The 22,959-nt window shown below is 57.8% G+C and carries 17 protein-coding genes and 4 pseudogenes; 14 read left to right on the top strand and 7 right to left on the bottom strand.

What is annotated here, in order from left to right; translation table 11 throughout:
• Positions 1-84: 84 nt before the first annotated feature.
• The 7 genes and pseudogenes from JNO11_RS19425 to JNO11_RS19395 all read left to right on the top strand — a co-directional run bounded on the left by JNO11_RS19425 (position 85) and on the right by JNO11_RS19395 (position 7,709).
• Positions 85-1,059, top strand: coding sequence for a LacI family DNA-binding transcriptional regulator (locus tag JNO11_RS19425; protein ID WP_325177621.1), 975 nt, complete (start codon positions 85-87; stop codon positions 1,057-1,059).
• 65 nt (positions 1,060-1,124) lie between these two features.
• The gene (locus JNO11_RS19420) at positions 1,125-2,150 is read left to right on the top strand and encodes a LacI family DNA-binding transcriptional regulator (protein WP_061703507.1); all 1,026 of its coding nucleotides are present in this window, start codon (positions 1,125-1,127) and stop codon (positions 2,148-2,150) included.
• A gap of 139 nt (positions 2,151-2,289) precedes the next feature.
• Positions 2,290-3,039, top strand: coding sequence for a sugar phosphate isomerase/epimerase (locus JNO11_RS19415; protein WP_325177620.1), 750 nt, complete (start codon positions 2,290-2,292; stop codon positions 3,037-3,039).
• Positions 3,040-3,048: 9 nt separating this feature from the next.
• Positions 3,049-4,014, top strand: a complete 966-nt coding sequence (locus JNO11_RS19410) for a sugar kinase (RefSeq protein ID WP_325177619.1) — start codon at positions 3,049-3,051, stop codon at positions 4,012-4,014.
• A 32-nt stretch (positions 4,015-4,046) separates the two neighbouring features.
• The gene (locus JNO11_RS19405) at positions 4,047-5,327 is read left to right on the top strand and encodes an MFS transporter (RefSeq protein ID WP_010258909.1); all 1,281 of its coding nucleotides are present in this window, start codon (positions 4,047-4,049) and stop codon (positions 5,325-5,327) included.
• 74 nt (positions 5,328-5,401) lie between these two features.
• Positions 5,402-6,377 (top strand): annotated as a pseudogene (gene ghrB / locus JNO11_RS19400) (glyoxylate/hydroxypyruvate reductase GhrB).
• A gap of 81 nt (positions 6,378-6,458) precedes the next feature.
• A complete protein-coding gene (locus JNO11_RS19395) occupies positions 6,459-7,709 on the top strand; it encodes a valine--pyruvate transaminase (protein WP_325177618.1) in 1,251 nt (416 codons plus the stop codon).
• Here the strand turns inward: JNO11_RS19395 and JNO11_RS19390 are convergent.
• Positions 7,706-9,157 carry a PLP-dependent aminotransferase family protein gene (locus tag JNO11_RS19390; protein WP_325177617.1) on the bottom strand — a complete coding sequence of 484 codons (1,452 nt, stop codon included), beginning with the start codon at positions 9,155-9,157 and terminating at the stop codon, positions 7,706-7,708. The genes JNO11_RS19395 and JNO11_RS19390 overlap by 4 nt on opposite strands.
• A 167-nt stretch (positions 9,158-9,324) precedes the next feature.
• Here JNO11_RS19390 and JNO11_RS19385 point away from each other — a divergent pair, with 167 nt between their 5' ends.
• The 6 genes and pseudogenes from JNO11_RS19385 to JNO11_RS19355 all read left to right on the top strand — a co-directional run bounded on the left by JNO11_RS19385 (position 9,325) and on the right by JNO11_RS19355 (position 15,049).
• Positions 9,325-10,791, top strand: a complete 1,467-nt coding sequence (locus JNO11_RS19385; RefSeq protein WP_325177616.1) for a hypothetical protein — start codon at positions 9,325-9,327, stop codon at positions 10,789-10,791.
• A 17-nt stretch (positions 10,792-10,808) separates the two neighbouring features.
• Entirely contained in the window at positions 10,809-12,083 is a 1,275-nt protein-coding gene (locus JNO11_RS19380) for an ATP-grasp domain-containing protein (protein ID WP_192033997.1), read from the top strand.
• Positions 12,071-12,778 carry a class II glutamine amidotransferase gene (locus JNO11_RS19375; protein ID WP_022624802.1) on the top strand — a complete coding sequence of 236 codons (708 nt, stop codon included), beginning with the start codon at positions 12,071-12,073 and terminating at the stop codon, positions 12,776-12,778. The genes JNO11_RS19380 and JNO11_RS19375 overlap by 13 nt, the downstream gene beginning before the upstream one ends.
• A 5-nt stretch (positions 12,779-12,783) precedes the next feature.
• Positions 12,784-13,585 (top strand): annotated as a pseudogene (locus JNO11_RS19370) (hypothetical protein).
• Positions 13,586-13,614: 29 nt separating this feature from the next.
• On the top strand, positions 13,615-14,115 hold the full coding sequence (locus JNO11_RS19360; protein WP_010671610.1) for a YbaK/EbsC family protein: 501 nt from the start codon (positions 13,615-13,617) through the stop codon (positions 14,113-14,115).
• Positions 14,116-14,136: 21 nt separating this feature from the next.
• Positions 14,137-15,049: pseudogene (locus JNO11_RS19355) on the top strand (EamA family transporter).
• A gap of 81 nt (positions 15,050-15,130) precedes the next feature.
• Here the strand turns inward: JNO11_RS19355 and ibpA are convergent.
• Positions 15,131-15,547, bottom strand: coding sequence for a small heat shock chaperone IbpA (gene ibpA / locus JNO11_RS19350; protein ID WP_010258920.1), 417 nt, complete (start codon positions 15,545-15,547; stop codon positions 15,131-15,133).
• Positions 15,548-15,837: 290 nt separating this feature from the next.
• Between ibpA and JNO11_RS19345 the strand changes: the two genes are divergently transcribed.
• Positions 15,838-16,206 carry a YceK/YidQ family lipoprotein gene (locus JNO11_RS19345; RefSeq protein ID WP_223564587.1) on the top strand — a complete coding sequence of 123 codons (369 nt, stop codon included), beginning with the start codon at positions 15,838-15,840 and terminating at the stop codon, positions 16,204-16,206.
• Here the strand turns inward: JNO11_RS19345 and JNO11_RS19340 are convergent.
• The 5 genes and pseudogenes from JNO11_RS19340 to recF all read right to left on the bottom strand — a co-directional run bounded on the left by JNO11_RS19340 (position 16,181) and on the right by recF (position 22,650).
• Entirely contained in the window at positions 16,181-17,440 is a 1,260-nt protein-coding gene (locus tag JNO11_RS19340) for a DUF3748 domain-containing protein (protein WP_325177613.1), read from the bottom strand. The genes JNO11_RS19345 and JNO11_RS19340 overlap by 26 nt on opposite strands.
• 115 nt (positions 17,441-17,555) lie before the next feature.
• On the bottom strand, positions 17,556-18,365 hold the full coding sequence (gene yidA / locus JNO11_RS19335; protein WP_325177612.1) for a sugar-phosphatase: 810 nt from the start codon (positions 18,363-18,365) through the stop codon (positions 17,556-17,558).
• Between the two features lie 99 nt (positions 18,366-18,464).
• Positions 18,465-18,944 (bottom strand): YhcH/YjgK/YiaL family protein, encoded by a 480-nt coding sequence (locus JNO11_RS19330; RefSeq protein WP_010258925.1) that lies wholly within the window; start codon positions 18,942-18,944, stop codon positions 18,465-18,467.
• A 192-nt stretch (positions 18,945-19,136) separates the two neighbouring features.
• Positions 19,137-21,546: pseudogene (gene gyrB, locus JNO11_RS19325) on the bottom strand (DNA topoisomerase (ATP-hydrolyzing) subunit B).
• 18 nt (positions 21,547-21,564) lie between these two features.
• Positions 21,565-22,650 (bottom strand): DNA replication/repair protein RecF, encoded by a 1,086-nt coding sequence (gene recF / locus JNO11_RS19320; protein WP_010258927.1) that lies wholly within the window; start codon positions 22,648-22,650, stop codon positions 21,565-21,567.
• Positions 22,651-22,959 lie beyond the last annotated feature (309 nt).

Genomic DNA, 22,959 nt, shown 5'->3' with positions numbered 1-22,959 from the left:
AAAGTATCAGTAATGTTTCTGCGAATAGAGCCAGCAGAGGCTTTATGGTAGTCTGATCAAAAATTGATCAATGGACGCCTTCCCATGTCTCTTAAAGCCATCGCTGCGGTTTTAGGTCTTTCCGTAACGACCGTCAGCCGCGCCCTCAACGGTTATCAGGATGTCGCTCAGGAGACGCGTAAACGCATCGAAGAGGAAGCGCAGCGGCGTGGCTACCGGCCTAATGCGGCGGCCCGGCGTCTGAAAACCGGCCGTGCTAACGCGGTGGGGTTCGTCTACCCGATCGGTGCCTCTCCCCTGAATGGCAGCGACTTCAGCGACATGCTGCTGGCGCTGGAGCATCACCTTGCCCGTTATGACATTAACCTGCTGTTGCTGGCGGATAAGCAGCAGAGTCAGGCGACGCTGACACGCCTGCTGCGCAGTGGTGCCGTTGATGCCCTGATCGTCGGCCACACCACGCCAGAAGACAGTCGGCTTCATGCTCTGCTCCAGACCAATTTTCGTTTTCTGGCGCTGGGCCGCAGCGATCTGCCATCGACCTATGCGTGGTTTGATGTTGATCACCTTGCCGGTTCACAGCTGGCGGTGGGCTGGTCGCTGGCGCAGGGACGGCAGCGGATAGCCTGGCTTGGCAGCAATGAAAACAGTACGCGGGTGCGTGACCGGCGTCAGGGTTATCTGACGGCGCTGGGGGAAGTTACGCCTTACGCGATGGCGGCACCGTCGCGTCGCGCCGGCTATCAGCAAACCCGGGAGTGGCTGGCAGAGGGGCCAGCACCGGAAGTGATCATCACCGACTGCGCTGCGCTGGCTGAAGGCGCGGCTCTGGCGCTGCAACTGGCCGGGCGTGCAGCGGGCGAGGGTGCCATTCTGCTGGCGGGCTGGGAAGGATTGCCGCGAGATGCGATTCTCGATCATCCCATTGTCGCCATTCGTCAGGCGACGCCGCATCAGGCCGGTGAACAGGTGGCTGAAATGGTCATCCGGCTGATTGATGGTGCACCGCCGGAAACGTTACAGACCCTGTGGCAACCCTGGCTGCAATTACCGGCGTAGCGCTTTTTGCGCCGGGCTTTGCTTGTGCTAGTCTCTGCCGGGTTTCTTATTACGCAGGATATCTCATGAAAATCAGGCCGCCTCGCGCCACCATCAGCGATGTTGCTCACGCGGCACGAACCGGTAAAACCAGCGTTTCACGCTATCTCAATGGTGAACTGCATCTGCTCTCTGCCGGTCTGAAAGCGCGGATCGAACAGGCTATTGCTGATCTCAGCTATCGCCCGAGTCAGATGGCGCGTGGCCTGAAGCGCGGACGTACCCGCCTGATCGGGCTGATTATCGCCGATATTACCAATCCCTATTCTGTTGATGTCATGAGCGGTATTGAAGCCGCCTGCCGCGAGCAGGGCTTCACGCTGCTGATGTGTAATACCAATAACGAAGTGGATCTGGAGCAGCACTATCTGCAATTGCTGAGCAGCTATCAGGTTGAGGGCATTGTGGTTAACGCCGTCGGGATGCGCGAAGAGGTGCTGAACCATCTGCAACAATCCCTGCTGCCGATGGTGCTGATTGACCGTAAAATCCCCGATTTTCCCTGCGATGTGGTAGGCCTGAATAACGCCGAGGCAGCTGAAACGGCAACGCGGCATCTGGTCGACAATGGCTATGATGCGCTGCTGTTTCTTAGCGAGCCGCTGGGCAGCGTCAACACGCGCCGTGAGCGCCTGCAGGCCTTCCGCCAGCTACTGGCAGAGCATCCGCAGGTTGAGCATGAGAATACCGAGGTGGCGCTGCATCAGCCCGCCGCGCTGGATCAGGCGCTGCTGGCCTTTCATCAGCGTCACACCGGCAAACGTTGCGCAGTGATGGTCGCCAACGGGGCGCTGACCCTGCAGGTAGCGCGATCGCTACAGCGACTCAATCTGCACTGGGGCCGCGATATCGGCCTGCTCGGTTTTGACGAACTGGAGTGGGCGGCGCTGGCCGGTGTCGGTATCACCACGCTGAAACAGCCCACCTGGCAGATTGGCTACAGTGCGCTGGAACGCCTGATTGCGCGCATCGAAGGCAGCGGATTGCCGGTTGCCGAGCAGGTCTTCTCTGGCGAACTTATCGTTCGCGGCTCCAGCCAGCCTCTTAACTGAATTTCAGATTTAACCTTCCGTTTACGTGCTCGCTTCGTGAGCACGATCATAATTTCACAGTTTGCTGCTTTGCTTTGGAACCGGTTCCATTTAGGGTTTTTGTATTCGTTATGAGCAGAACCCTGCCATGGAGTAGAACATGAAACCTGACATCATCGTGGTGACCGCCGCATATGGCCACGCACAGATCGCCGCTCTCGGCGGTCAGCGTGCGCTGCTGCCGATTATCCAGCAGGCGGGCGCAGAAGGGGTCGAAATCCGCCGCGAACTGCTTGATGACGCGGCACTGGCCGATCTGCCGGCACTGGCCCGGGCGGTGGCGCAGCATCAGCTGCACAGCAGCTATTCGGTGCCCGATACGCTGTTTTGTGACGGCGGCGAAATCAATCCCCGTATAACCCACTACGTTGAAGAAGCACGCCAGTTAAACGCTCAGCGGCTAAAAGTGGCGCTGGGAGAGTTCACCGGTGCGCTGCCTCGCGAAGCGTTGCAGGCGCTGCTGGCGGATCTGCCATTTCAGCTGACGGTAGAAAACGACCAGACTGAGCATGGCCGACTGGCTCCGTCAGTCGCCTTTTTCACGGCGGTCAGGGAAGCGGATCTGCCGATCAGCATGACCTTTGATATGGGTAACTGGTGCTGGACCGGTGAGGATGCCGATCAGGCGGCGCAACAGCTGGCTGCGCAGGTGGGCTATGTGCATGTCAAAGCCGCCGTGGCGCACCAGGATAGCTACCGCGCGATTGCGCTGGATGAGGCTGATGACCACTGGCGCACACTGCTGCAACAGTTGCCCGCACAGGCACCGCGCGGTATTGAATTTCCGCTGGAAGGCGACGATCTGACTGCGGTGACACGCCACTACGTGTCGCTGCTGCGTAACGTGTAAGGAGTGAAGATGACCACGCATCACACTATGCATCACAACGGTCCGCTTGATGTTGTCACTATCGGTGAAGCGATGGCGATGTTCATCGCGCGTGAAACCGGCGACCTGGCCGCAGCAGAGACCTTTGTTAAACGCGCGGCGGGCGCTGAACTCAATGTGGCGACCGGCCTGGCTCGTCTTGGCCTGAAAGTGGGCTGGGTCAGTCGTATTGGCGATGACGCTTTTGGCCGGTTTATCTGCCAGCAGCTGGAAAAAGAGGGTATCGACCACGCCCGGGTGACGGTCGATAAGCGCTATCCCACCGGTTTTCAGCTCAAGTCCAAAGTTGATGACGGCTCTGATCCGCTGGTGGAATATTTTCGTAAAGGCTCGGCGGCCAGCCATCTGTCGGTCGACGATTTTGACGCGGACTATTTTGGTTCGGCGCGTCATCTGCACCTGAGCGGTGTGGCGGCGGCGCTTTCAGAGAGTTCGCTGGAGATGCTGAAGCACACCGCCAAAGAGATGCGTGCGCGCGGTAAAACTATCTCGTTTGACCCTAACCTGCGGCCGGTGCTGTGGCGCAGCGAAGAGGAGATGCGTAAGCAGCTCAATCTGCTGGCGGAGTATGCCGACTGGGTACTGCCGGGCGAAAAAGAGGGGCTGATTCTGACCGGCTATCGTCAGCCAGAAGCGATCGCGGATTTCTATCTCGATAAGGGCGTGAAAGCGGTCGTGATTAAAACCGGTTGTGACGGTGCCTGGTATAAAACGGCGCAGGGCGAGCAGGGCCAGGTTGAGGCGATAAAAGTCGACAACGTGGTGGATACCGTAGGCGCCGGAGACGGCTTTGCCGTTGGCGTCATCAGCGCCCTGCTGGAAGGTCAGTCGCTGCCGCAGGCGATTCGTCGCGGCAACAAAATTGGTTCGATGGCGATTCAGGTCATTGGTGACAGCGAAGGTCTGCCGACGCGTCAGCAACTGGGCGACGTGTAGTTCGCGCCCCTCTACAGTCACAGGAGTTCCCGATGAAAAAGCAGACAATCGCGCCAAAACGCTGGTGGTTCATCATGCCCATCGTGTTTATCACCTACAGCCTGGCGTATCTCGATCGTGCAAATTTTAGCTTCGCTTCTGCTGCCGGGATTAATGACGATCTCGGCATCACCAAAGGTATGTCCTCGCTGCTGGGTGCGCTGTTCTTCCTGGGTTACTTCTTTTTCCAGATCCCGGGTGCAATTTACGCCGAACGCCGCAGCGTCAAGAAACTGATCTTCTGGTGCCTGATCCTGTGGGGCGGCTGTGCCTCACTGACCGGCGTGGTCAGCAACATTCCGATGCTGGCGGCCATTCGCTTTATTCTGGGCGTGGTGGAAGCCGCGGTGATGCCCGCGATGCTGATCTACATCAGCAACTGGTTTACCAAGTCGGAACGTTCACGCGCCAATACCTTCCTGATCCTGGGTAATCCGGTCACGGTGTTGTGGATGTCGGTCGTGTCAGGCTATCTGATCGAATCGTTTGGCTGGCGTGAGATGTTTATCTTCGAAGGGATTCCGGCGGTGGTCTGGGCGATCGCCTGGTGGTTCCTGGTGCAGGATAAGCCGGCGCAGGCGCGCTGGATGAGCGATGCCGAGAAAGCGGCATTGCAGGCTGAACTGCAGAAAGAGCAGGAAAATATTAAAGCGGTGCGCAACTACAGCGAAGCGTTCCGCAACCGCAACGTGATCATTCTCTGCCTGCAATATTTTGCCTGGAGCATCGGCGTCTATGGCTTTGTGCTGTGGCTGCCGTCGATTCTGCGTAACGGCACGCAGATGGGTATGGTAGAGGCGGGCTGGCTCTCTGCGGTGCCTTATCTGGCGGCGACCATTGCGATGGTGGTGGTCTCCTGGGCGTCGGATAAAACCCAGAACCGTAAGCTGTTCGTCTGGCCGCTGCTGCTGGTGGGCGCGCTGGCGTTCCTCGGCTCTTATCTGGTGGGATCGAACAATTTCTGGATGTCCTACACCCTGTTAGTGATTGCCGGTGCCGCGATGTATGCGCCTTACGGACCGTTCTTCGCCATTATTCCTGAGATGCTGCCACGCAATGTCGCCGGTGGCGCAATGGCGCTGATCAACAGTATGGGTGCGCTGGGGTCGTTTATCGGTTCATGGATTGTCGGCTATCTTAATGGAGCCACCGGCAGCCCGTCCGCGTCCTACATCTTTATGGGATCGGCCCTGCTGGTTTCGGTGTGGCTGACGCTGATTGTGAAACCGGCGCAGAACAAAGCGCCGCCGCTGCAGGGTGCGAAACCCGCCTGAAAGCGTAAACGTTAGCCTCTATTTCTCCGGGCGGCCTGCAAGCCGCCCGCTACTTATTGACCGGGAGCCACCGAATGAAACCCGCTGTAATTCTCTATAAAAAAACTGCCCGACGATCTTTATGCTCGCCTGGCTGAACAGTGTGACGTGACGGAAATCAGCGATCTCTCGCCGGAAAGCCAGCAGGAACATGCTGCGGCGTTCCAACAGGCAGAAGGTCTGCTGGGATCGGGCGGTAAAGTGAATGGTGAGCTGCTGGCGAAGATGCCCAATCTGCGCGTCTGCTCCAGCGTCTCTGTAGGCTATGACAATTTTGATGTGGATGCGCTGAATCAGCGTCACGTGGTGCTGATGCACACGCCGACCGTGCTGACCGAAACCGTGGCGGACACCATGATGGCGCTGGTACTGAGTACCGCGCGTCGGGTGCCGGAACTGGATGCCTGGGTCAAAGCGGGCAACTGGCAGAAGAGCATCGGTCCGGCACAGTTCGGCATCGACGTGCACCATAAAACGCTGGGTATTCTCGGCATGGGACGTATCGGGATGGCGCTGGCGCAGCGCGCCCACTTTGGCTTCGGTATGAAAATCCTCTACAACGCCCGCCGCGAGCATGAAGAGGCGCAGTCGCGCTTTGGCGCACAGCGTTGTGAGCTGGAGGCGCTGCTGAAGCAGAGTGATTTCGTCTGCATCAGTTTGCCGCTGACTGAAGAGACGCACCATCTGATCGGTGCCGCCGAGCTTGAACTGATGAAGCCGGATGCGGTGCTGATCAACGCCGGTCGCGGGCCGGTGGTGGATGAGAATGCGCTGATCGCCGCGTTGCAGGCGGGCAAACTGCATGCCGCCGGGCTGGATGTGTTTGAGCAGGAGCCGGTCTCTGCCGACTCTCCGCTGCTGTCGCTGCCCAATGTGGTGACGCTGCCGCATATCGGTTCTGCCACCCACGAAACCCGCTACGGCATGATGCAGGATGCGGTAGAGAATCTCCTCGCTGCACTCGGTGGAAGCGTCGAGAAAAACTGCGTGAACCCGCAGGCGCTGAAGTAATCCCCTCGCCTTTCCATTGCGCCCGCCCATGGCGGGCGTTATGGTGGACCCCCGATTCGCTATCACAAATATTTAACCGCTATGTCTTTTTCTCAGTTCGGCGACAAATTTACCCAACATTCCGGCATCTCACGTCTGATGGAAGATATGGGCGCGGGCCTGCGAACGCCCGGCACCATCATGCTGGGCGGCGGTAATCCGGCGCAGATCCCGGCCATGAACGACTACTTTCAGCAACTGCTGCAGCAGATGCATGAGGAAGGCAAACTCAGCGAGGCGCTGTGCAATTACGATGGCCCGCGCGGTAAAGCGACGCTGCTGGCGTCGCTGGCCGGGCTGCTGAGCGATGAGCTTGGCTGGCCTATCACCGCACAGAACATTGCGCTGACTAACGGCAGCCAGAGCGCCTTCTTCTATCTGTTCAATCTGTTCGCCGGTCGTCGGGCCGATGGCAGCAAAAAGCGGGTGCTGTTCCCGCTGGCGCCTGAGTATCTTGGCTATGCGGATGCCGGCCTGGAAGAGGGGCTGTTTGTGTCGGCGAAGCCGAACATTGAGCTGCTGCCGAAAGGCCAGTTTAAATATCATGTCGATTTTGAGCATCTGCCGATGAATGAAGAGGTCGGGCTGATCTGCGTATCGCGCCCGACCAACCCCACCGGCAACGTGATCACCGATGATGAGCTGATGCAACTCGATGCGCTGGCACAGCAGCATGACGTGCCGCTGCTGATCGACAATGCCTATGGCGTGCCGTTCCCCGGCATCATCTTCAGCGAGGTGCGCCCGCTGTGGAACCCCAACATCATTCTCTGCATGAGTCTGTCGAAGCTCGGCCTGCCGGGTGCGCGTTGCGGCATCATTATCGCTGACGAGAAGACCATCACCGCGCTGAGCAATATGAACGGCATCATCAGTCTGGCGCCCGGCAGTATCGGTCCGGCCATTGCCAATGAGATGATCCGTCGCGGCGATCTGTTGCGGCTCTCCGAAGAGGTGATTAAGCCGTTCTATCAGCAGAAGGTGCAGCAGACCATTGCGATCCTGCGGCGCTATCTGCCGGAAGACCGTTGCCTGATCCACAAGCCGGAAGGGGCTATTTTCCTCTGGCTCTGGTTCCGCGATCTGCCGATCACCACCGAATTGCTTTATCAGCGGCTGAAAGCGCGCGGCGTGTTGATGGTGCCGGGCCACTTCTTCTTCCCGGGACTGGAACAGGCGTGGCCGCACACCCATCAATGTATGCGGATGAATTACGTGCCGGATGCAGAGAACATTGAGCGGGCGGTGCAGATTCTGGCGGAAGAGGTTGAGAACGCCTGGCGCGACAGCTAATCCTGCGAATCGGTTAACGACAGCTGGCACCACTGTGCCAGCTGCTGAATCGCCTGTTCCACCTCTGCATTCCAGCCAAAACCGGCATTCAGCCGGAAACAGTGATCGTAGCGCTGGTCGGTGGCAAAAATGTGGCCCGGCGCAATGCCGATGCCCGCGTTGCGCGCTTTCAGAAACAGCTCGCGCACGTTCAGCCCCTGTCGGGGCATCTCAACCCACAGCACATAGCCTCCTTCCGGATCGGACACCCGGGTTCCCGCCGGAAATTCCCGCAGCACCGACTGACGCATTTCACGGATTTGTCGTGCCAGCTCACGCCGCAGCTTACGCAGATGAGCATCATAGCCGCCGCTGCGCAGCAGTTCCGCCACCGCCGCCTGCGACAGCACCGAGGTGCCCATGGTTGAGGTATATTTCAGTGAGGCGATTTTGCGCATGTAGTTGACGCTGTGAACCCAGCCGATACGAATGCCTGGCGCCACGGTTTTAGAGAAGCCGCTGCAGAGAATGGCGTTGGGGCTGAAGGCGCGCATCGGGAAAGGGCGGCGTTCACCAAAGGCAGTATCGCCAAAAATATCATCCTCAATAATCACCACGTCGTTTTCATCCGCCTGCCGCGCAATATAGGCCTTATGCTCGTTGGGAATGCTTTTTCCCAGCGGATTGTTGACGTTGCACAGGGTGAGAAAGACCCGCACCGCCTTGCGCTGAAACAGCCCGGTGAGCTTCGCGACATCGACATACCCTTCCGGCCCGGCTTCCACTTCAATCACCCGTAAATTGAGGTTATGCAGCATCTGCAGCAGCACGAAATAGCAGGGTGATTCCACGGCGACCACATCGCCCGGCTGGGTCGTGGCGCGCAGCGACAGCGAGATCGCCTCAATGCAGCCGTTGGTGATCAGAATATCGTCAGCGCTGATATTACAGCCGTAACCCACTGCCCGGCGGGCAATCTCTGTTTTCAGCGGCGCATAGCCGGTGCCCTTCACCGTATTCCCGAGCAGGGCCGGTTTGCTGTAGCCCATCTGACGCATCAGCAGGCCGATGCGCTTGACCGGATAGAGCGCACTGTCGCCGTTGGCCAGATCGAGACGCACCCGGCAGTCTGAGCCAAGCATCGCCAGATGGAGCTCTGTCTGCTCATCAAGCGGCGCGATGGCGCGCGGCTGTTCACTGACGGCGGGCAGCTGACGCGAAGAGGGCCGCTGCGGGGCAACAAAAAAGCCCGATTTGGGGCGGGCAACGGCGTAGCGCTCATCTTCCAGCGTGCGCAGTGTCTTCAGGGCGGTGGTAAGGCTGACATTGTACTGCGTCGCCAGCGTGCGCACCGACGGCAGACGGCTGTCAGGTGCCAGCGAACCGGCATGAATGGCCTGCTTGATCTGTTCTGCGATCTGGCGGTAACGACTGCTCTGACTCTCCTGTTCCCCGATAATATCGGCCATCTGTTCCACCCCATATCGCGCTGATCTGTGCATATTCAACAGAGTACATTCAAAGTACTTTAGGCTGCATCTCTTAATTATTCATAACGCTAAACGGCCCGGCGACCCCGTCAGCCCCGGGCTTCAGACCATAAAGTGATTCTTTTCACCTGAGGAAAACGTGAGAAATGAATAATCTGTCCGCCATGATGAAGGAGATGGAAGCGTATCTGTCACCCGCCATCATTGAGTCCGCTCAGCGCTGTTCTCTTCGCCTGCTGGCAGCGTTGCCGGATCAGCAGCTGCTGGAGAATAACCGTGTGCTGCTCGCCTATGGCGGGGGAAAAGACAGCAGCTACATGGTGGCTTACGTGCGTTACATTCAGGGACTGATCTGGCAGCAGCAGGGCAGCACCTTTCATCTGCGGATCAGCACCAATCGCCATGCGGCGATGAATCAGAGCGTAATGGAGAATATCCACCGCGTTTATCAGTCGCTGGCGATGCATGACGATGAACGGGTGGAGTGCCTGGTGGTGGATGGCCTGCTTATCCGGCCGTTTGACCGCGACCTGCCGATGCCGGAGAGCGTGCGGCAGCAGAACCGTAATGATGTGCTGATGAATGGCCACCGGTTTCGCGCCGACGCGCGCTCGACCTTCTGCAACGCCTGTAATCTCAGCATGGTGAACTCCTTTGGCCTGGCGGCAGACTACAACGGTGGCGTGGATCTGATTGTTACCGGCGATTCGCCACAGGAGCAGGCCGCCTATGTCGCCTGGGCGCGGCACCTCTCACGGCTGTTTGATGCGCCAGTGGCGGACAAAACCCGGGGCTTCAGCGGGTTTCTGCAGACGCTGGATGGCGTGGCAGAGCGCTACTTCAGCGATGTTTATGGCGCCGAGCAGCTGACGCCTGCGCACCGCATCACCCACCAGCTGGCGCGCAATCCACTGTTCTTCAACATCTATCAGGACACCGCCTATGAAGCGGGCGCGCACTGGGCACTGCTCAGCGAATTTATGCGCTTCCGTTTTGATGCGCTGATGTTCAGTTTTTCCGAATCCGACTGCGGTAATCCGACGCTGATGGCGCACCTGCGCGGATTGCGGGCAGAAACGCTGCTGCAGCGCCACTATGCCGAAGGGATCCGCGAATATGTGCGCTTTGCGCTGGGACTGATGGTGAAGAAAGATTTTCCGCCCGCGCTAATCGATGAGATGGCGGCGCGCTATCAGGATGACGCCGCGATCCAGCGGCAGCGGCAGCGCGCGGCGGACTTCGCCATACAGGCGTTTGACCTCAGCGAAGATCAGCTGATCTGCATGATCTACTCCCCGTTCCTGGCGCAGGGAGAGCAGCTCGGACACTGGCTGATGCAGCAGCAGATTACGCTGGATGAGGCGGCCATCCGCGACCTGCTTGAGCAACGCAGTGAAGATCGCGCGCTGGCACAGCAGTTAACCCGGCTCTCCGGCATGACGCTGACGCAGATGCGGCACTGTTGGCAGAGCAAGCCGGTCAGTTCGCTGCTGGAGGGCAAAAGCGCCGATCCGCTGTCGCGCGTGCTGCGTTTTGATCCCCACAAAGCGGTGATTCAGGTCAATAACGGTGTGCTCAATGACATCGTGACAGAAATCATTTCCGGGCGATAACCCGGTAAGGCGAGGCGATGAAAAAGATTTTTCTGCAAATTGGCGCCACCCGCGACGGGCAAAATCCTTACTGCGCGGTGGCGAAGCGCGACGGCTATTTTACCGTGCTGGCTGAAATGGGTGATTTCGTCGATTACCAGTCGTTAAGCCTGGCTCTGCCGTTTGATCTGATCATTCGCCTCGATCGCCCTGAGAATCCCTGGGAGGTGATGCAGGCCTATCTGCACGCCGGTTTACTGGCGCATCCGCTGGTGGTGCTGGCGGGCTTTGAAGCCTACAACGCCAGCGCCGGACGACTGCGCGAGATGCTGGCCGGGCCGGATGCGCCCGCCGCCTTTATTCCGCTGGATAAATATGCGCAGCGCATGGCGCTGAAAAAAGCGTGGCCGCGCTTCCCGCAGCCGGAGTTCCGCTTTTTCGCCTCGCCGCTCAGCATTCTGGATGCCGGACAGGCGCTGATCTATCCCTGCGTCGTAAAACCGGTGGATGGCGGCGGCGGCCTGGGCATCTGGCTGATTGAGCATGCCGATCAGCTGCATAGCGTAGTGAAACAGCTGGTGCAAACCATGAACTACGGCGGACGCGGCTTCAGCGGCTTTATTGTGGAAAGCGCGCTGATCGGCGATGAGTTTTCATTACAGGGCGTGGTGCATCAGGGACATCCCCAGGCGCTGACCTGCTGCCAGAAGGTGATTGAGCAGCACCGGGATGCTGAGGGCTGCGTCAGCTTTTATGAGTCGGGGCATGTGGCGATGGCGGCAGTGGCCCTGCCGGTCTCGTTCAGCAGCCTGATGACATTCTGTTGCGAAACCTTTGGCTACCGTCAGGGTGCATTTCATATCGATTTTATTGTGGTCAACGGCGTGCCGCATTTCCTGGAGATGGGGTTCCGGCTCTCCGGCATGGGTGTGGCGACGCTGGTGCAGGAGGCGACCGGCATCAACTGGGCGGAAGTCACCTTCCGGCTGGAAGCGGGTGGCGCATTGCCCGCGTTTGCCTTCACCACACCCGGTGCGGTCGGCCAGCTGCGGTTGCGGCAACCGGCGCAGCTGCAGGCTGCCGAACGCTGGATCGATCAGCATCAGCAGGGCGCGTTGTTACCGCCACTCAGATTGCCTGCGTTACAGGTTTCGTCACGCTCATCGCTCTATGCCGACCTGACGCGTCACGCGGGCATTCTGGCCACTTTCAGCCTGACGGCCACAGCGCGTGAGCCGATTATGACCACTTTTCAGCAGGTGATTGCCGCGCAGCCGGTGGCGGCCGGGAGAGATAAAGTATGTGCAGGATGATTCTGGCGCATGGCCGGTTCGACAGCGCAGAAATTCTGGAGGCGGCGCGCGCCATGAGCTGCGGTGAAAGCGCCGAACACGATGGCCCGATCAAATCACACCCTAACGGCTGGGGCTGTCTGTGGCTCGAAGAGGGCGAGATTCGTACCCTGCACGGCACCGGCGCGTTCGCAGAAGCGCTGCCGGGTATCGATGTGGATCGCCTGCGCAGCCGGTTTCTGGCGGTGCATGTGCGGCACGCCACGCTGAGTAAAAATCAGGGACTGGCGTTTTCTCATCCGCTGTGGCGCAACAGCGCCGGACATCAGTGGTACATGATGCATAACGGCTTTCTGCCGACGATTTACCGTCAGCTCGGTCTGGCCGAATCGCGCTTCGATTCAGAAGAGTATCTGCGTTATCTGGTAGATCAGACCACGCCTGCCGATTTCACCCGCGACTATCTGCGCGCAAAGATGGCGCAGGTAGAGCCGGGCGGCAGCGCAGGGAATGCCATTTTCGTCACCCGTGACAAAGCCTGGGCGTGGCAGTGGTATCCGCACGACACGCCCTGGCCCGACTATTTTACGATGCATTTTCAGCAACAGGATGGTTGCACGCTGATCGCCTCTGAACCCGTGGCAATACCAGGCAGCGCTGGCAACTGGCGGCGAATGAACAATCATGAACTCTATGAAATACCGTTTAGGGAGTGATAAACATGGCAATTTTCAATCAGTTCCGCGTGATTAATCCCAACATGTTTGTGGAATCGACCTGGCTGGATGACATCGTCACCGCACGGGTGCCGCTGCTGGTGCTGCGTAATTTCCTGACGCCAGAGGTGCGGGAAGCGGTGGTGACTGACCTGCAGAGCTGCCGGGAAAAGATCCGTGTCTCCCACTATCCCAATGGCGCGCTGACCACGCTCGGCCCCTATCTGGCGCGTCATACTGCGGCTCCCGATAACTACTTTACCGAGCTGCGCGATATCCAGCCGGCGTTGCCGCCCTCGCTGAATACGCTGCGCGAACAGATTTACCGCTGGGTTCAGCATGCGCTGCGGCTGGAAAGCTTACGCATCGCCCACGAACCGGGTTGTGGAGACTACGCCGGTTCTATCGTGCGCTTTCATGCCAATGGCGTCGCGAACCCGCTGCATAACGACAATATCGTGCGCGACGCCGCAGAGACTTCGCTGGTGGTGACGCAAATCCTGCATCAGCTCAGCTGCGTGGTCTGCCTGCAGGAGTGCAACGCGGGTGGGGCACTGCGCATCTACAACAAAAAAGTGGTCGCCAGAGGATGAGCAGTTCAAAACCGCCGGGGAGCTGGGTTATCGCAGTGGGGTGATTGAAAACAGTGAGATCTGCGAATTTTCACCACGCAGTGGCGATATCTATCTGTTTAATCCTGCGTTTTATCATGAGATCGATCGGGTCGAAGGCGATACCCGTATCACCATGGGTTTCTTTTTCGGGCTGACCGATAAAAAAATGAAACACGCTATCGCCTGGAGCTAAGCCGGGCTGTGCCAGAACAGGAGAAGGGAATGACGACGTTTGAAAAAATTACTGCGCTGCTGGATCAGCAGCAGGCCAGCTACCGCGTGGTGGAACATGAGGCGATAGGGCAGACCGAACAGATCAGCCAGATACGCGGTAACCTGCTGGGTCAGGCGGCCAAAGCGATGGTGCTGGAGGTCAGCATGCCGGACGGTGCGCCATCGCGTCAGCTGCTGGCGATAGTGCCGGGCGACTGCCGGATCAATTTCAAAAGTGCGGCGCGCGCCATCGGCGGCAAAAAATCCTCTTTCGCCGCTCCGGAGCTGGCGCAGGCGTTGACGGGCTGTGTGATGGGCGCGGTACCGCCGTTTAGTTTTGATGACCGGCTGGCGCTGCGGGTGGATACCCGGCTGCAACAGGTCGGAACATTATGGTTTAACGCGGGCGAGCTGGATAAGTCGATCGCGCTGGCTGCAGATGATTATTTTCGGATCGTGGGTGAAGGCTGCTGTGCCGATATCGCGACCCCGATTGCGGTTACCGCCTGACGGCAGGACAAGGAGTTTCTGATGTCGGTAAAAGATATGCTGTTAGCGCTGTGCGTGGTGGTGGCGTGGGGCGTCAATTTTGTGGTGATCAAGCTGGGGCTGCAGGGTATGCCGCCTTTTTTGCTCGCCGGGCTGCGTTTTACCCTGGTCGCCTTTCCCGCCATTTTCTTTGTGCGTCGCCCGCCGATTCCGCTGCGCTGGCTGGTGGTTTATGGCATGACCATCAGTTTTGGTCAGTTCGCCTTTCTGTTCCTGGCGATCAAGCTCGGCATGCCTGCCGGTCTGGCCTCGCTGGTGCTGCAGGCGCAGGCATTCTTTACCCTGTTGCTGGGCGCGCTGTTGCTGGCGGAGAGGCTGCGCTGGAATCATATTGTCGGGATTATCATCGCTACGCTGGGGATGTTTTTGCTGGCGACGGCAGGCATGGAAGGGCAGACCAGCGCCGGTATTACGCTGACCACCATGATGCTGACGCTGTCGGCGGCGCTCTCCTGGGGACTGGGTAATATCACCAATAAGATTATTATGCGGAACCGCAGCGTGCCGATCATGTCACTGGTGGTCTGGAGTGCGCTGGTGCCGATCGTTCCTTTCTTTGCCTGTTCGCTGCTGTTTGATGGTCAGGCCGCCATCGTTAACAGCCTGCTGCATATCGGCCTGCAGACCGTGCTGGCGCTATTCTATCTGGCATTTGTCGCCACCATTGTGGGTTACGCTATCTGGGGGGAATCTGCTGAGTCGCTACGAAACCTGGCGCGTCGCGCCGCTGTCGCTGCTGGTGCCGGTGGTGGGGATTATTACCGCCGCGCTGGTGCTGGATGAGCATCTCTCCGGGCAGCAGATGCTGGGTGCGGTGGTGATTATACTGGGGCTGCTGGTCAACGTATTTGGTGGCGTGCTGGGTCAGCGCTTAGCGATGCGAACGCAGCCGTAAGGACAAGTCCGCCTTCAGATATAAGGGCAAAAAAAACGCCGCTAACGCGGCGTTTTTAATGACTGTTTCAGAACCTCAATATTACTTCAGAATCTCAATACGGCGTGGTTTCGCCTCTTCCGGCACCAGTCGTTCAAGATCGATGCTCAGCAGACCATTCTCGAGACGGGCATCGCGCACCACAATGTGGTCGGCGAGCTGGAATTTACGCTCGAAGTTACGCTCGGCGATACCCTGATACAGGTATTTACGCTCGGTCTGCTCTTCAGGATGGGCACCCCGCACGATCAGCACGTTATCGTGCGCCGTGATATCCAGTTCGCTCTGAGCAAAACCGGCCACCGCAATAGTAATGCGATAGTGATTTTCATCGACCAGTTCAACGTTATAGGGAGGATAGCCGCCATTGCTCTGATTCTGATTAGATTCGAGCAGGTTAAACAGGCGATCAAAACCGATAGCAGAGCGATAAAGTGGGGTGAGATCAAAATTACGCATATTAAGACTCCTGAATTTCAGCAAGTTTTGGCAACCTTCCACTACTGGACAGGCTGGATACGGCACCCCACTGTCCCTTGCGGCAACGGTGAGTGCGTCCGTAAACTAAAAATGGGTGCCACAAGACCATTTTCAAGAGGGTGAAATGCAATTTTTTTCGCCAATTTGAGGAAATGACATACACTCAGGACTACATTTGCCAGACCCAGACGGACTTCGCCCCAGAGTGTTGACGTTGTCTGGCAAGCAAACTCAGCCAGGCTTATGCCATGACTGAAGGGATGATGATGATGAAATTGATGAAGACCTTACCTCTGGCTGGAGTGGTGTGCTGCGCAATGGCAACAACCGGCTGTTCCAGCGTGATGTCTCACACAGGTGCGAGTCAGGGCTACTATCCAGGCACCCGTGCCAGCGCTGATATGCTGTCCGATGGTGATACCAGCTGGGCGCTGAAGCCGCTGGCGTTAATCGATCTTCCTTTCTCTGCTGTGCTGGATACGCTGCTGCTGCCGTGGGACTACTACCGCAGCGACAAAGATAAATCTCTCGACTCTCCACGTGAACGCATCCTGCAGAGCGAAAGACTGGCGCATACGCAGGAAAGCCTGGCGCAGGCGCAGCCTATGCCTCCTATGCGGTCACTGCCGCAACCGTAAAGAGTTGCCGCCAGCCATTCACCTCACGCATATAAGCAATCTGTGTACCATCAGGTGACCAGACCACCGCGTCACCTGATGGCGCCTCTTCCGTTCTGCGGGTCAGACGCTGACACGCGCCGCTCTCAACGTCACATCGCATCACGCTGTTATCGCAGACAAAAGCGATCGCCTGGCCGTCAGGATGCCAGCTAAAGGCGGACTGAATGCTGTGGCTGAGTCGGGTGATCTGACGCGGTTCGCCGCCGTTGGGGGAGACCGTCCAGAGCTGGATCACCTCTGCGGCATCCGCCATCAGAAACGCTATCTGGCTGCCATCCGGTGCGGCGCGCAGCCAATGGCGAGGTTGCAGAGCCACACCACGGCTGTGCGTCAGGCGACGCTGCTGCACGCCAGCCGGTGGCGCAGGTAACTGCTGGCTGCTGCCCTCCAGCGGCATCTCTCCGGCGCGGGCGTAATCCTCCAGCGCATCAGGCAGATCAACAATAAAAACTTCAGGCCGTTTTTCGCCCTGCGCCGTCAGCGTGTCGCCAATAAAGGCGATCGCCCAGCGCTGCCAGCTGCCGTCCGGCTTCTGGTAGCCACGCTCACCGACCCAGCACTCCTCACAGGCACGATTAATCTGGTCACTGCCTGGCAGCGGTTCCGCATGCGTCTGGCTCACCAGCAGGCAAAAAAAGGTGCCGTCATATTCGCGCGGATGCTGCTTTTCGGGCGTTACAGCGCAAAGGGGCACCGCGATGCCGATGTTGCGCAGATCGAGCCGGCTATCCAGTTCGTGCATTACGTGGTCATTGTAGGTAAAGCTCAGGCGAGAACCGTCGGGACTGAAGATATGTACATGCGAGCCGCCACGCAGCGCGCCAGGGGTAAACGGTGGCGTGATATCGCAGGCATCCAGATTCACCGCCGCACCGTTCTGAACGATCACCCCGCGCCGGTGGTGGAAGTCATACTGCCAGCTGGCATCGGGATGTTCCGGGCCATGAATGCAGACGTAGCGCGGTGGCAGATCGGGACTGACCGTGACGACGCCAACATGGGCACCATGCCGGGCCTGATAGAGCGCCTCCACCTCACCGGTCATCACATTGACCCGCTCAATGGTCTGACTGGTAAACGACGCGCCCGATGGACGAACGTCAAACGCCAGCCACTGGCTGTCGGCAGTCCAGACATTAATATTGGTGAGCTGATGCTGACGGGCAGCAAAGGTGATCTGTTTTTCTGACATGATGAAACCCACGGAGAAAGAGTTGCCCGACAAATTACGCGATTCTGTTTTGCGGTGCAGCATTTTTGCCGGGTTAGGGGATCCGGGCCGAAGCGGCCCGGCAGAGAACAGGCCGTTACAGCACTAACTCTTCGATGGCATGCGCGACGCCATCTTCCATATTGGTTTTGGTGATGAACTGAACAATTTTCTTAACAGAGTCAATGGCATTCCCCATTGCGACTCCCGTTCCTGCGTATTCGATCATCGCCAGGTCATTCTCCTGATCGCCAATCGCCATCACTTCTTCCTGCTTCAGGCCGAGCTTCTCAGCCAGCATTTTGACGCCCTGGCCTTTATTCACCCGACGATCGAGGATTTCGAGGTAATAAGGCGCGCTCTTCAGGATGGTGTAAGTCTGCTGAGCATGCCCGGGCAGGCGGGCAATCGCTGCGTCGAGCAGAGCGGGCCGGTCGATCATCATCAGTTTCGGGAAGCGCATGGCACGATCCATCTCCTCCACCGCGCGGTAGCGCACCGGAATGCCGGTCAGGCTCGCTTCATGGATGGTGTATTCGCTGATGTCTTTGTTAGGGGTATAGAGATGGGTTTTGTCGAATGCCTGGAAATGTACGCCAAGCTCACGTGCCAGGTTCTCAATGTAGAGGTAGTCGTCAAAGGTCAGCGTCACTTCCGCCACGCACTCACCATCTTCGGCCTGATGAACCAGCGCACCGTTGTTGCTGATCGCGTACTGGCCGGGCGTCTGCATATCCAGTTCCATGAGATAGCGCTGGATACCCACAAACGGCCGGCCGGTGGTCAGAACAATCGACACCCCTTGCTGACGGGCGCGATCCAGGGCGGATTTCACCGCCGGTGTGATCTCATGTTGCGGGTTGAGCAGGGTGCCATCCATGTCGATAGCGATCAATTTAATAGCCATAGAGTCCTCGTAGCGTCTGGGTTTTGTTCAATGCTAGCGCGATTCAGCGCACATTGACCAGTTTCATGGCAGGCGAGAACGGCCAGCTGACCGCCAGCTTCAGGCGGTAAAGAGATCGCGGTGGATTTTAATCACGGCTTTTCGGATTGTTGCGGGTTCGCCAGGGGCGCAGCAGGGACGATGGATATCGTGCGGGAAAAAGAGCGCGAACATGCCGGGCATCAGCGTAATCACTGACTCATTCAATATCTTCTGATAAAAAACGACGTCTCGCTGCTGGGCAAAATCTTCGGTGATGTGCTGGTCGGGATGGGCGCGGGCCACGCCAATATTTTCGGTGCCTGCCAGCAGATACTGAATATCGATGTAGTTGAAGTGGGACTCCGCTTTGCGTGCGCTGGCCGGTTCGGTCATCATCTCCTGCACCAGACAGAACATTTTGTTGTCGGGCAGGATCTCATATTTGCCGGTTTCCAGCTGGCTGAAATCTGTGCTGGCAATCCAGCTTATCGCCTGATCGACTACCGGATGAAAGGCGTGACGTTCTCTGTCCCAGTCGTGACGATCGCAAACAATCATGGTGTAACTCCCTGTGTGGAATAGTGCGCGGTAAATGCGCAAAGAGGGGCAAGAGTAAGGGAGCTGACCGGGTTAAAACGTGATCGGGATCGCAGCATGCGGGCAGGAAGGCACGCCCTGGCGTGTTTTCCGCCCGGACGGCACAAAAAAAAGGCCATCACCTGGGTGATGGCCTTTCATCTCTGATGCCGGTTAAATATCGATATTGGCGGCTTTCAGCGCATTTTCTTCGATGAAGGCGCGGCGCGGTTCAACCGCATCGCCCATCAGGGTTGTGAACAACTGATCAGCGCCAATCGCATCTTTAATGGTAACGCGCAGCATACGACGGCTGTCTGGATCCATGGTGGTTTCCCACAGCTGCTCCGGGTTCATCTCGCCCAGACCTTTGTAGCGCTGGACCGAGAGGCCGCGACGCGACTCTTTAATCAGCCACTCAATCGCCTGTTCGAAGCTTGCCACTGGCTGACGACGCTCGCCACGCTCGATGTAAGCATCCTCTTCCAGCAGACCACGCAGTTTGCTGCCCAGGGCGCAGATTTTGCGATACTCAGGACCCTGAATGAAATCAGCATCCAGCGGATAGTCAGTATCTACACCGTGGGTACGGACGCGCAGTACCGGCTCGAACAGGTTTGATTCGCGGTTTTCACGCACCTGTGCCAGATAGGTGCTGCCGTGCGCTTCGCGTTCAGTCAGATAGCTCACCAGACCATTCAGCCAGGTTGTAACCTCTGCTTCGCTGGTCAGGTCGCTCAGCGTGTCGTGATAAATCATCGCACGCAGCATGGCCATCGGATAACGGCGCTCCATACGCTTGATCATCTTCTGGGTGCTGTTGAAGTCAGTGACCAGCGTCTCCAGCGGCTCACCGCCCAGCGCCGGCGCGCTGGCATTGGTGTGCAGCGTCGCGCCATCAAGCGCGATAGCGATCTGGTATTGATCCATCGCCTCGTCATCTTTGATGTACTGCTCCTGCTTGCCTTTCTTCACTTTGTAGAGTGGCGGCTGGGCGATATAAACGTGGCCGCGCTCAATGATTTCAGGCATCTGACGATAGAAGAAGGTCAGCAGCAGGGTACGGATGTGCGAACCATCGACGTCGGCATCGGTCATGATGATGATGCTGTGATAGCGCAGCTTTGTCCGGGTTGTACTCGTCGCGACCAATACCGCAGCCCAGCGCGGTGATCAGCGTGGCCACTTCCTGGGAGGCGAGCATCTTATCGAAACGCGCTTTTTCAACGTTAAGAATCTTACCTTTCAGCGGCAGAATCGCCTGGTTTTTACGGTTACGGCCCTGTTTGGCCGAGCCGCCTGCGGAGTCACCCTCCACCAGGTAGATTTCAGACAGCGCCGGGTCGCGCTCCTGGCAATCCGCCAGTTTGCCTGGCAGACCGGCCAGGTCCAGCGCGCCTTTACGGCGGGTCATTTCACGGGCGCGGCGTGCCGCTTCACGGGCACGGGCGGCGTCGATGATTTTGCCGACTACAATTTTGGCGTCTGAAGGGTTTTCCAGCAGGTATTCAGCCAGCAGTTCATTCATCTGCTGCTCAACCGCTGTTTTCACCTCGGAGGAGACCAGTTTATCTTTGGTCTGCGATGAGAATTTAGGATCCGGCACTTTCACCGAAACCACAGCGATCAGACCTTCACGGGCATCATCACCGGTGGCGCTGACTTTGGCCTTCTTGCTGTAACCCTCTTTTTCCATGTAGGCATTCAGGGTACGGGTCATCGCTGAACGGAAACCGGCGAGGTGTGTACCGCCGTCGCGCTGTGGGATGTTGTTGGTAAAGCAGTAGATATTTTCCTGGAAGCCGTCGTTCCACTGCAGCGCCACTTCCACACCAATGCCATCTTTCTCGGTAGAGAAATAGAACACGGTAGGATGAATCGGGGTTTTGTTTTTGTTGAGGTACTCAACAAACGCCCGGATGCCGCCTTCATAGTGGAAGTGATCACTTTTACCATCACGCTTATCATCCAGACGAATCGACACGCCGGAGTTCAGGAATGAGAGTTCACGCAGGCGTTTCGCCAGGATGTCATACTCAAAATCGCGCACGTTGGTAAAGGTTTCGTGGCTCGGCCAGAAACGCACACGGGTCCCGGTAATATCGGTCTCACCCGTCACCGCCAGCGGTGCCTGCGGTACGCCATGGACGTAAATCTGCTGATGCACTTTGCCTTCGCGACGAATGGTCAGCTCCAGCTTCTGCGACAGGGCGTTAACCACGGAGACGCCCACGCCGTGCAGGCCGCCGGAGACTTTATAGGAGTTATCATCGAACTTACCGCCAGCATGCAGCACGGTCATGATCACTTCAGCGGCAGAGATGCCCTCTTCTTCGTGAATACCGGTAGGAATGCCGCGTCCATCATCCTGCACCGATACGGAGTTATCGGCATGGATGGTGACCACAATGTCACTACAGTGACCAGCGAGCGCTTCGTCGATTGCGTTATCCACGACCTCGAATACCATGTGATGCAGACCGGTACCGTCATCGGTATCGCCGATATACATGCCCGGGCGTTTGCGTACCGCATCAAGTCCTTTCAGGACTTTAATACTTGAGGAGTCATAAGAATTCGACATCAACGTTTCTCGCTCATTTTAATCTTCAGGTTGAACCGCTATTTTACCCTGTTCCACGCGGAACATCTTGCCCTTTTCGTCGGTCATGTCGATTACATGTCCGGCAGAAATTGCGCTGACAAATACCTGAGCCTGAGTGGCTTTTAACCGTTCCGCCAACAGGCGTCGGCGGCTCTCATCCAGCTCAGAAGCAAAGTCATCAATGAGGTAAATACAGCGGCGTCCGCTCTGGCTTGTCAGGAACTCGCCCTGTGCCAGACGCAATGCACACATCAGCAGTTTTAACTGCCCGCGTGAGAGTAAATCTTCTACCGGCGTCCCTTCAGCCCGAATACGAAAATCCGCTTTATGGGGGCCGCTGGCGGTATAGGTCAGTGCGCGATCGCGCTCGAAGTTACGTTCCAGCAGTTCGGCGTAATCGCTCTCTTTGTCCCAGCCACGCTGGAATGAGAAGCGCAGCTCAAATTCCGGCAGAAACTGGCCACAGGTGGCGGTGATCTCCGCTGAAATCGCCGCACTGTATTCCGCCCGCCACTGGCTGATCTGTTCAGCCAGCGGAACCAGCTCCTGATCCCAGGGACGAATCTGGCTGTAACGTGAGACCTGGCGCAGCGCCGCGTTCCGCTGTTTAAGCAGGCGGCGCATGTTGTTCCAGGCGTTAAAAAAGCCGGGGGTGTTATGAAAGCAGCCCCAGTCGACATAGGCTCTGCGATATTTGGGGCCGCCATTCAGCAAACTAAAGCCTTCAGGGGTGATTAACTGCATCGGCAACAGCTGCGCCAGCTCCGCGACCTTGTGACCATCGCTGCCATCAATGCGCACTTTGCTGTCACCGGCACGGTTTTTGGTCAGCCCGACTGAAATTTCCCGCTCTTTGTTTTCCAGACGCCCATGCAGCACAAACGCCGCCTCGTCGTGACGAATCACGCGTCCCGCCTGCAGGCTGCGAAACGAACGGCCATGCCCCAGAGTATGAATCGCTTCTAAAACGCTGGTTTTACCACTGCCGTTGGCGCCGACCAGGAAATTAAAGCCGGGTGCCAGCTGCAGGTCAGCCTGCTCAATATTACGAAAATCTTTGATAAGAAGGCGGGTTAAAGCCATGAATCAGTCCAGCGTGAAGGGCAATAAAGTTTTGGGCCTGGCGATCCAGGGCGTCAACGGCAAAGCAGGTTTGCCCGATACCTCAGTCACCAGGCCGTCGGCGTCGCAGCTACGTTGTGCCCCGCCAGCGCACAACCACCGGAGCGTACTGAAGTACGTGAGGATGGCGAGCACTGCCGGGGCACAACGTAGCAAGTAAGCCAGGCCGATATATTCTACAAGAAGCGCGCAGGCCCTGGGAGCATACTGAAATATGTGACCAGGGGCGAGCACTGCCCGGAATCAGAATGGCAAGTAAGCCAGGCCGAT

It is taken from the genome of Pantoea sp. 1B4 (assembly GCF_016925765.1).
GTDB lineage: Bacteria > Pseudomonadota > Gammaproteobacteria > Enterobacterales > Enterobacteriaceae > Pantoea > Pantoea agglomerans.
Note: the sequence above shows the minus strand (reverse complement) of the source record. Positions and strands in the feature narration are given on the sequence as shown.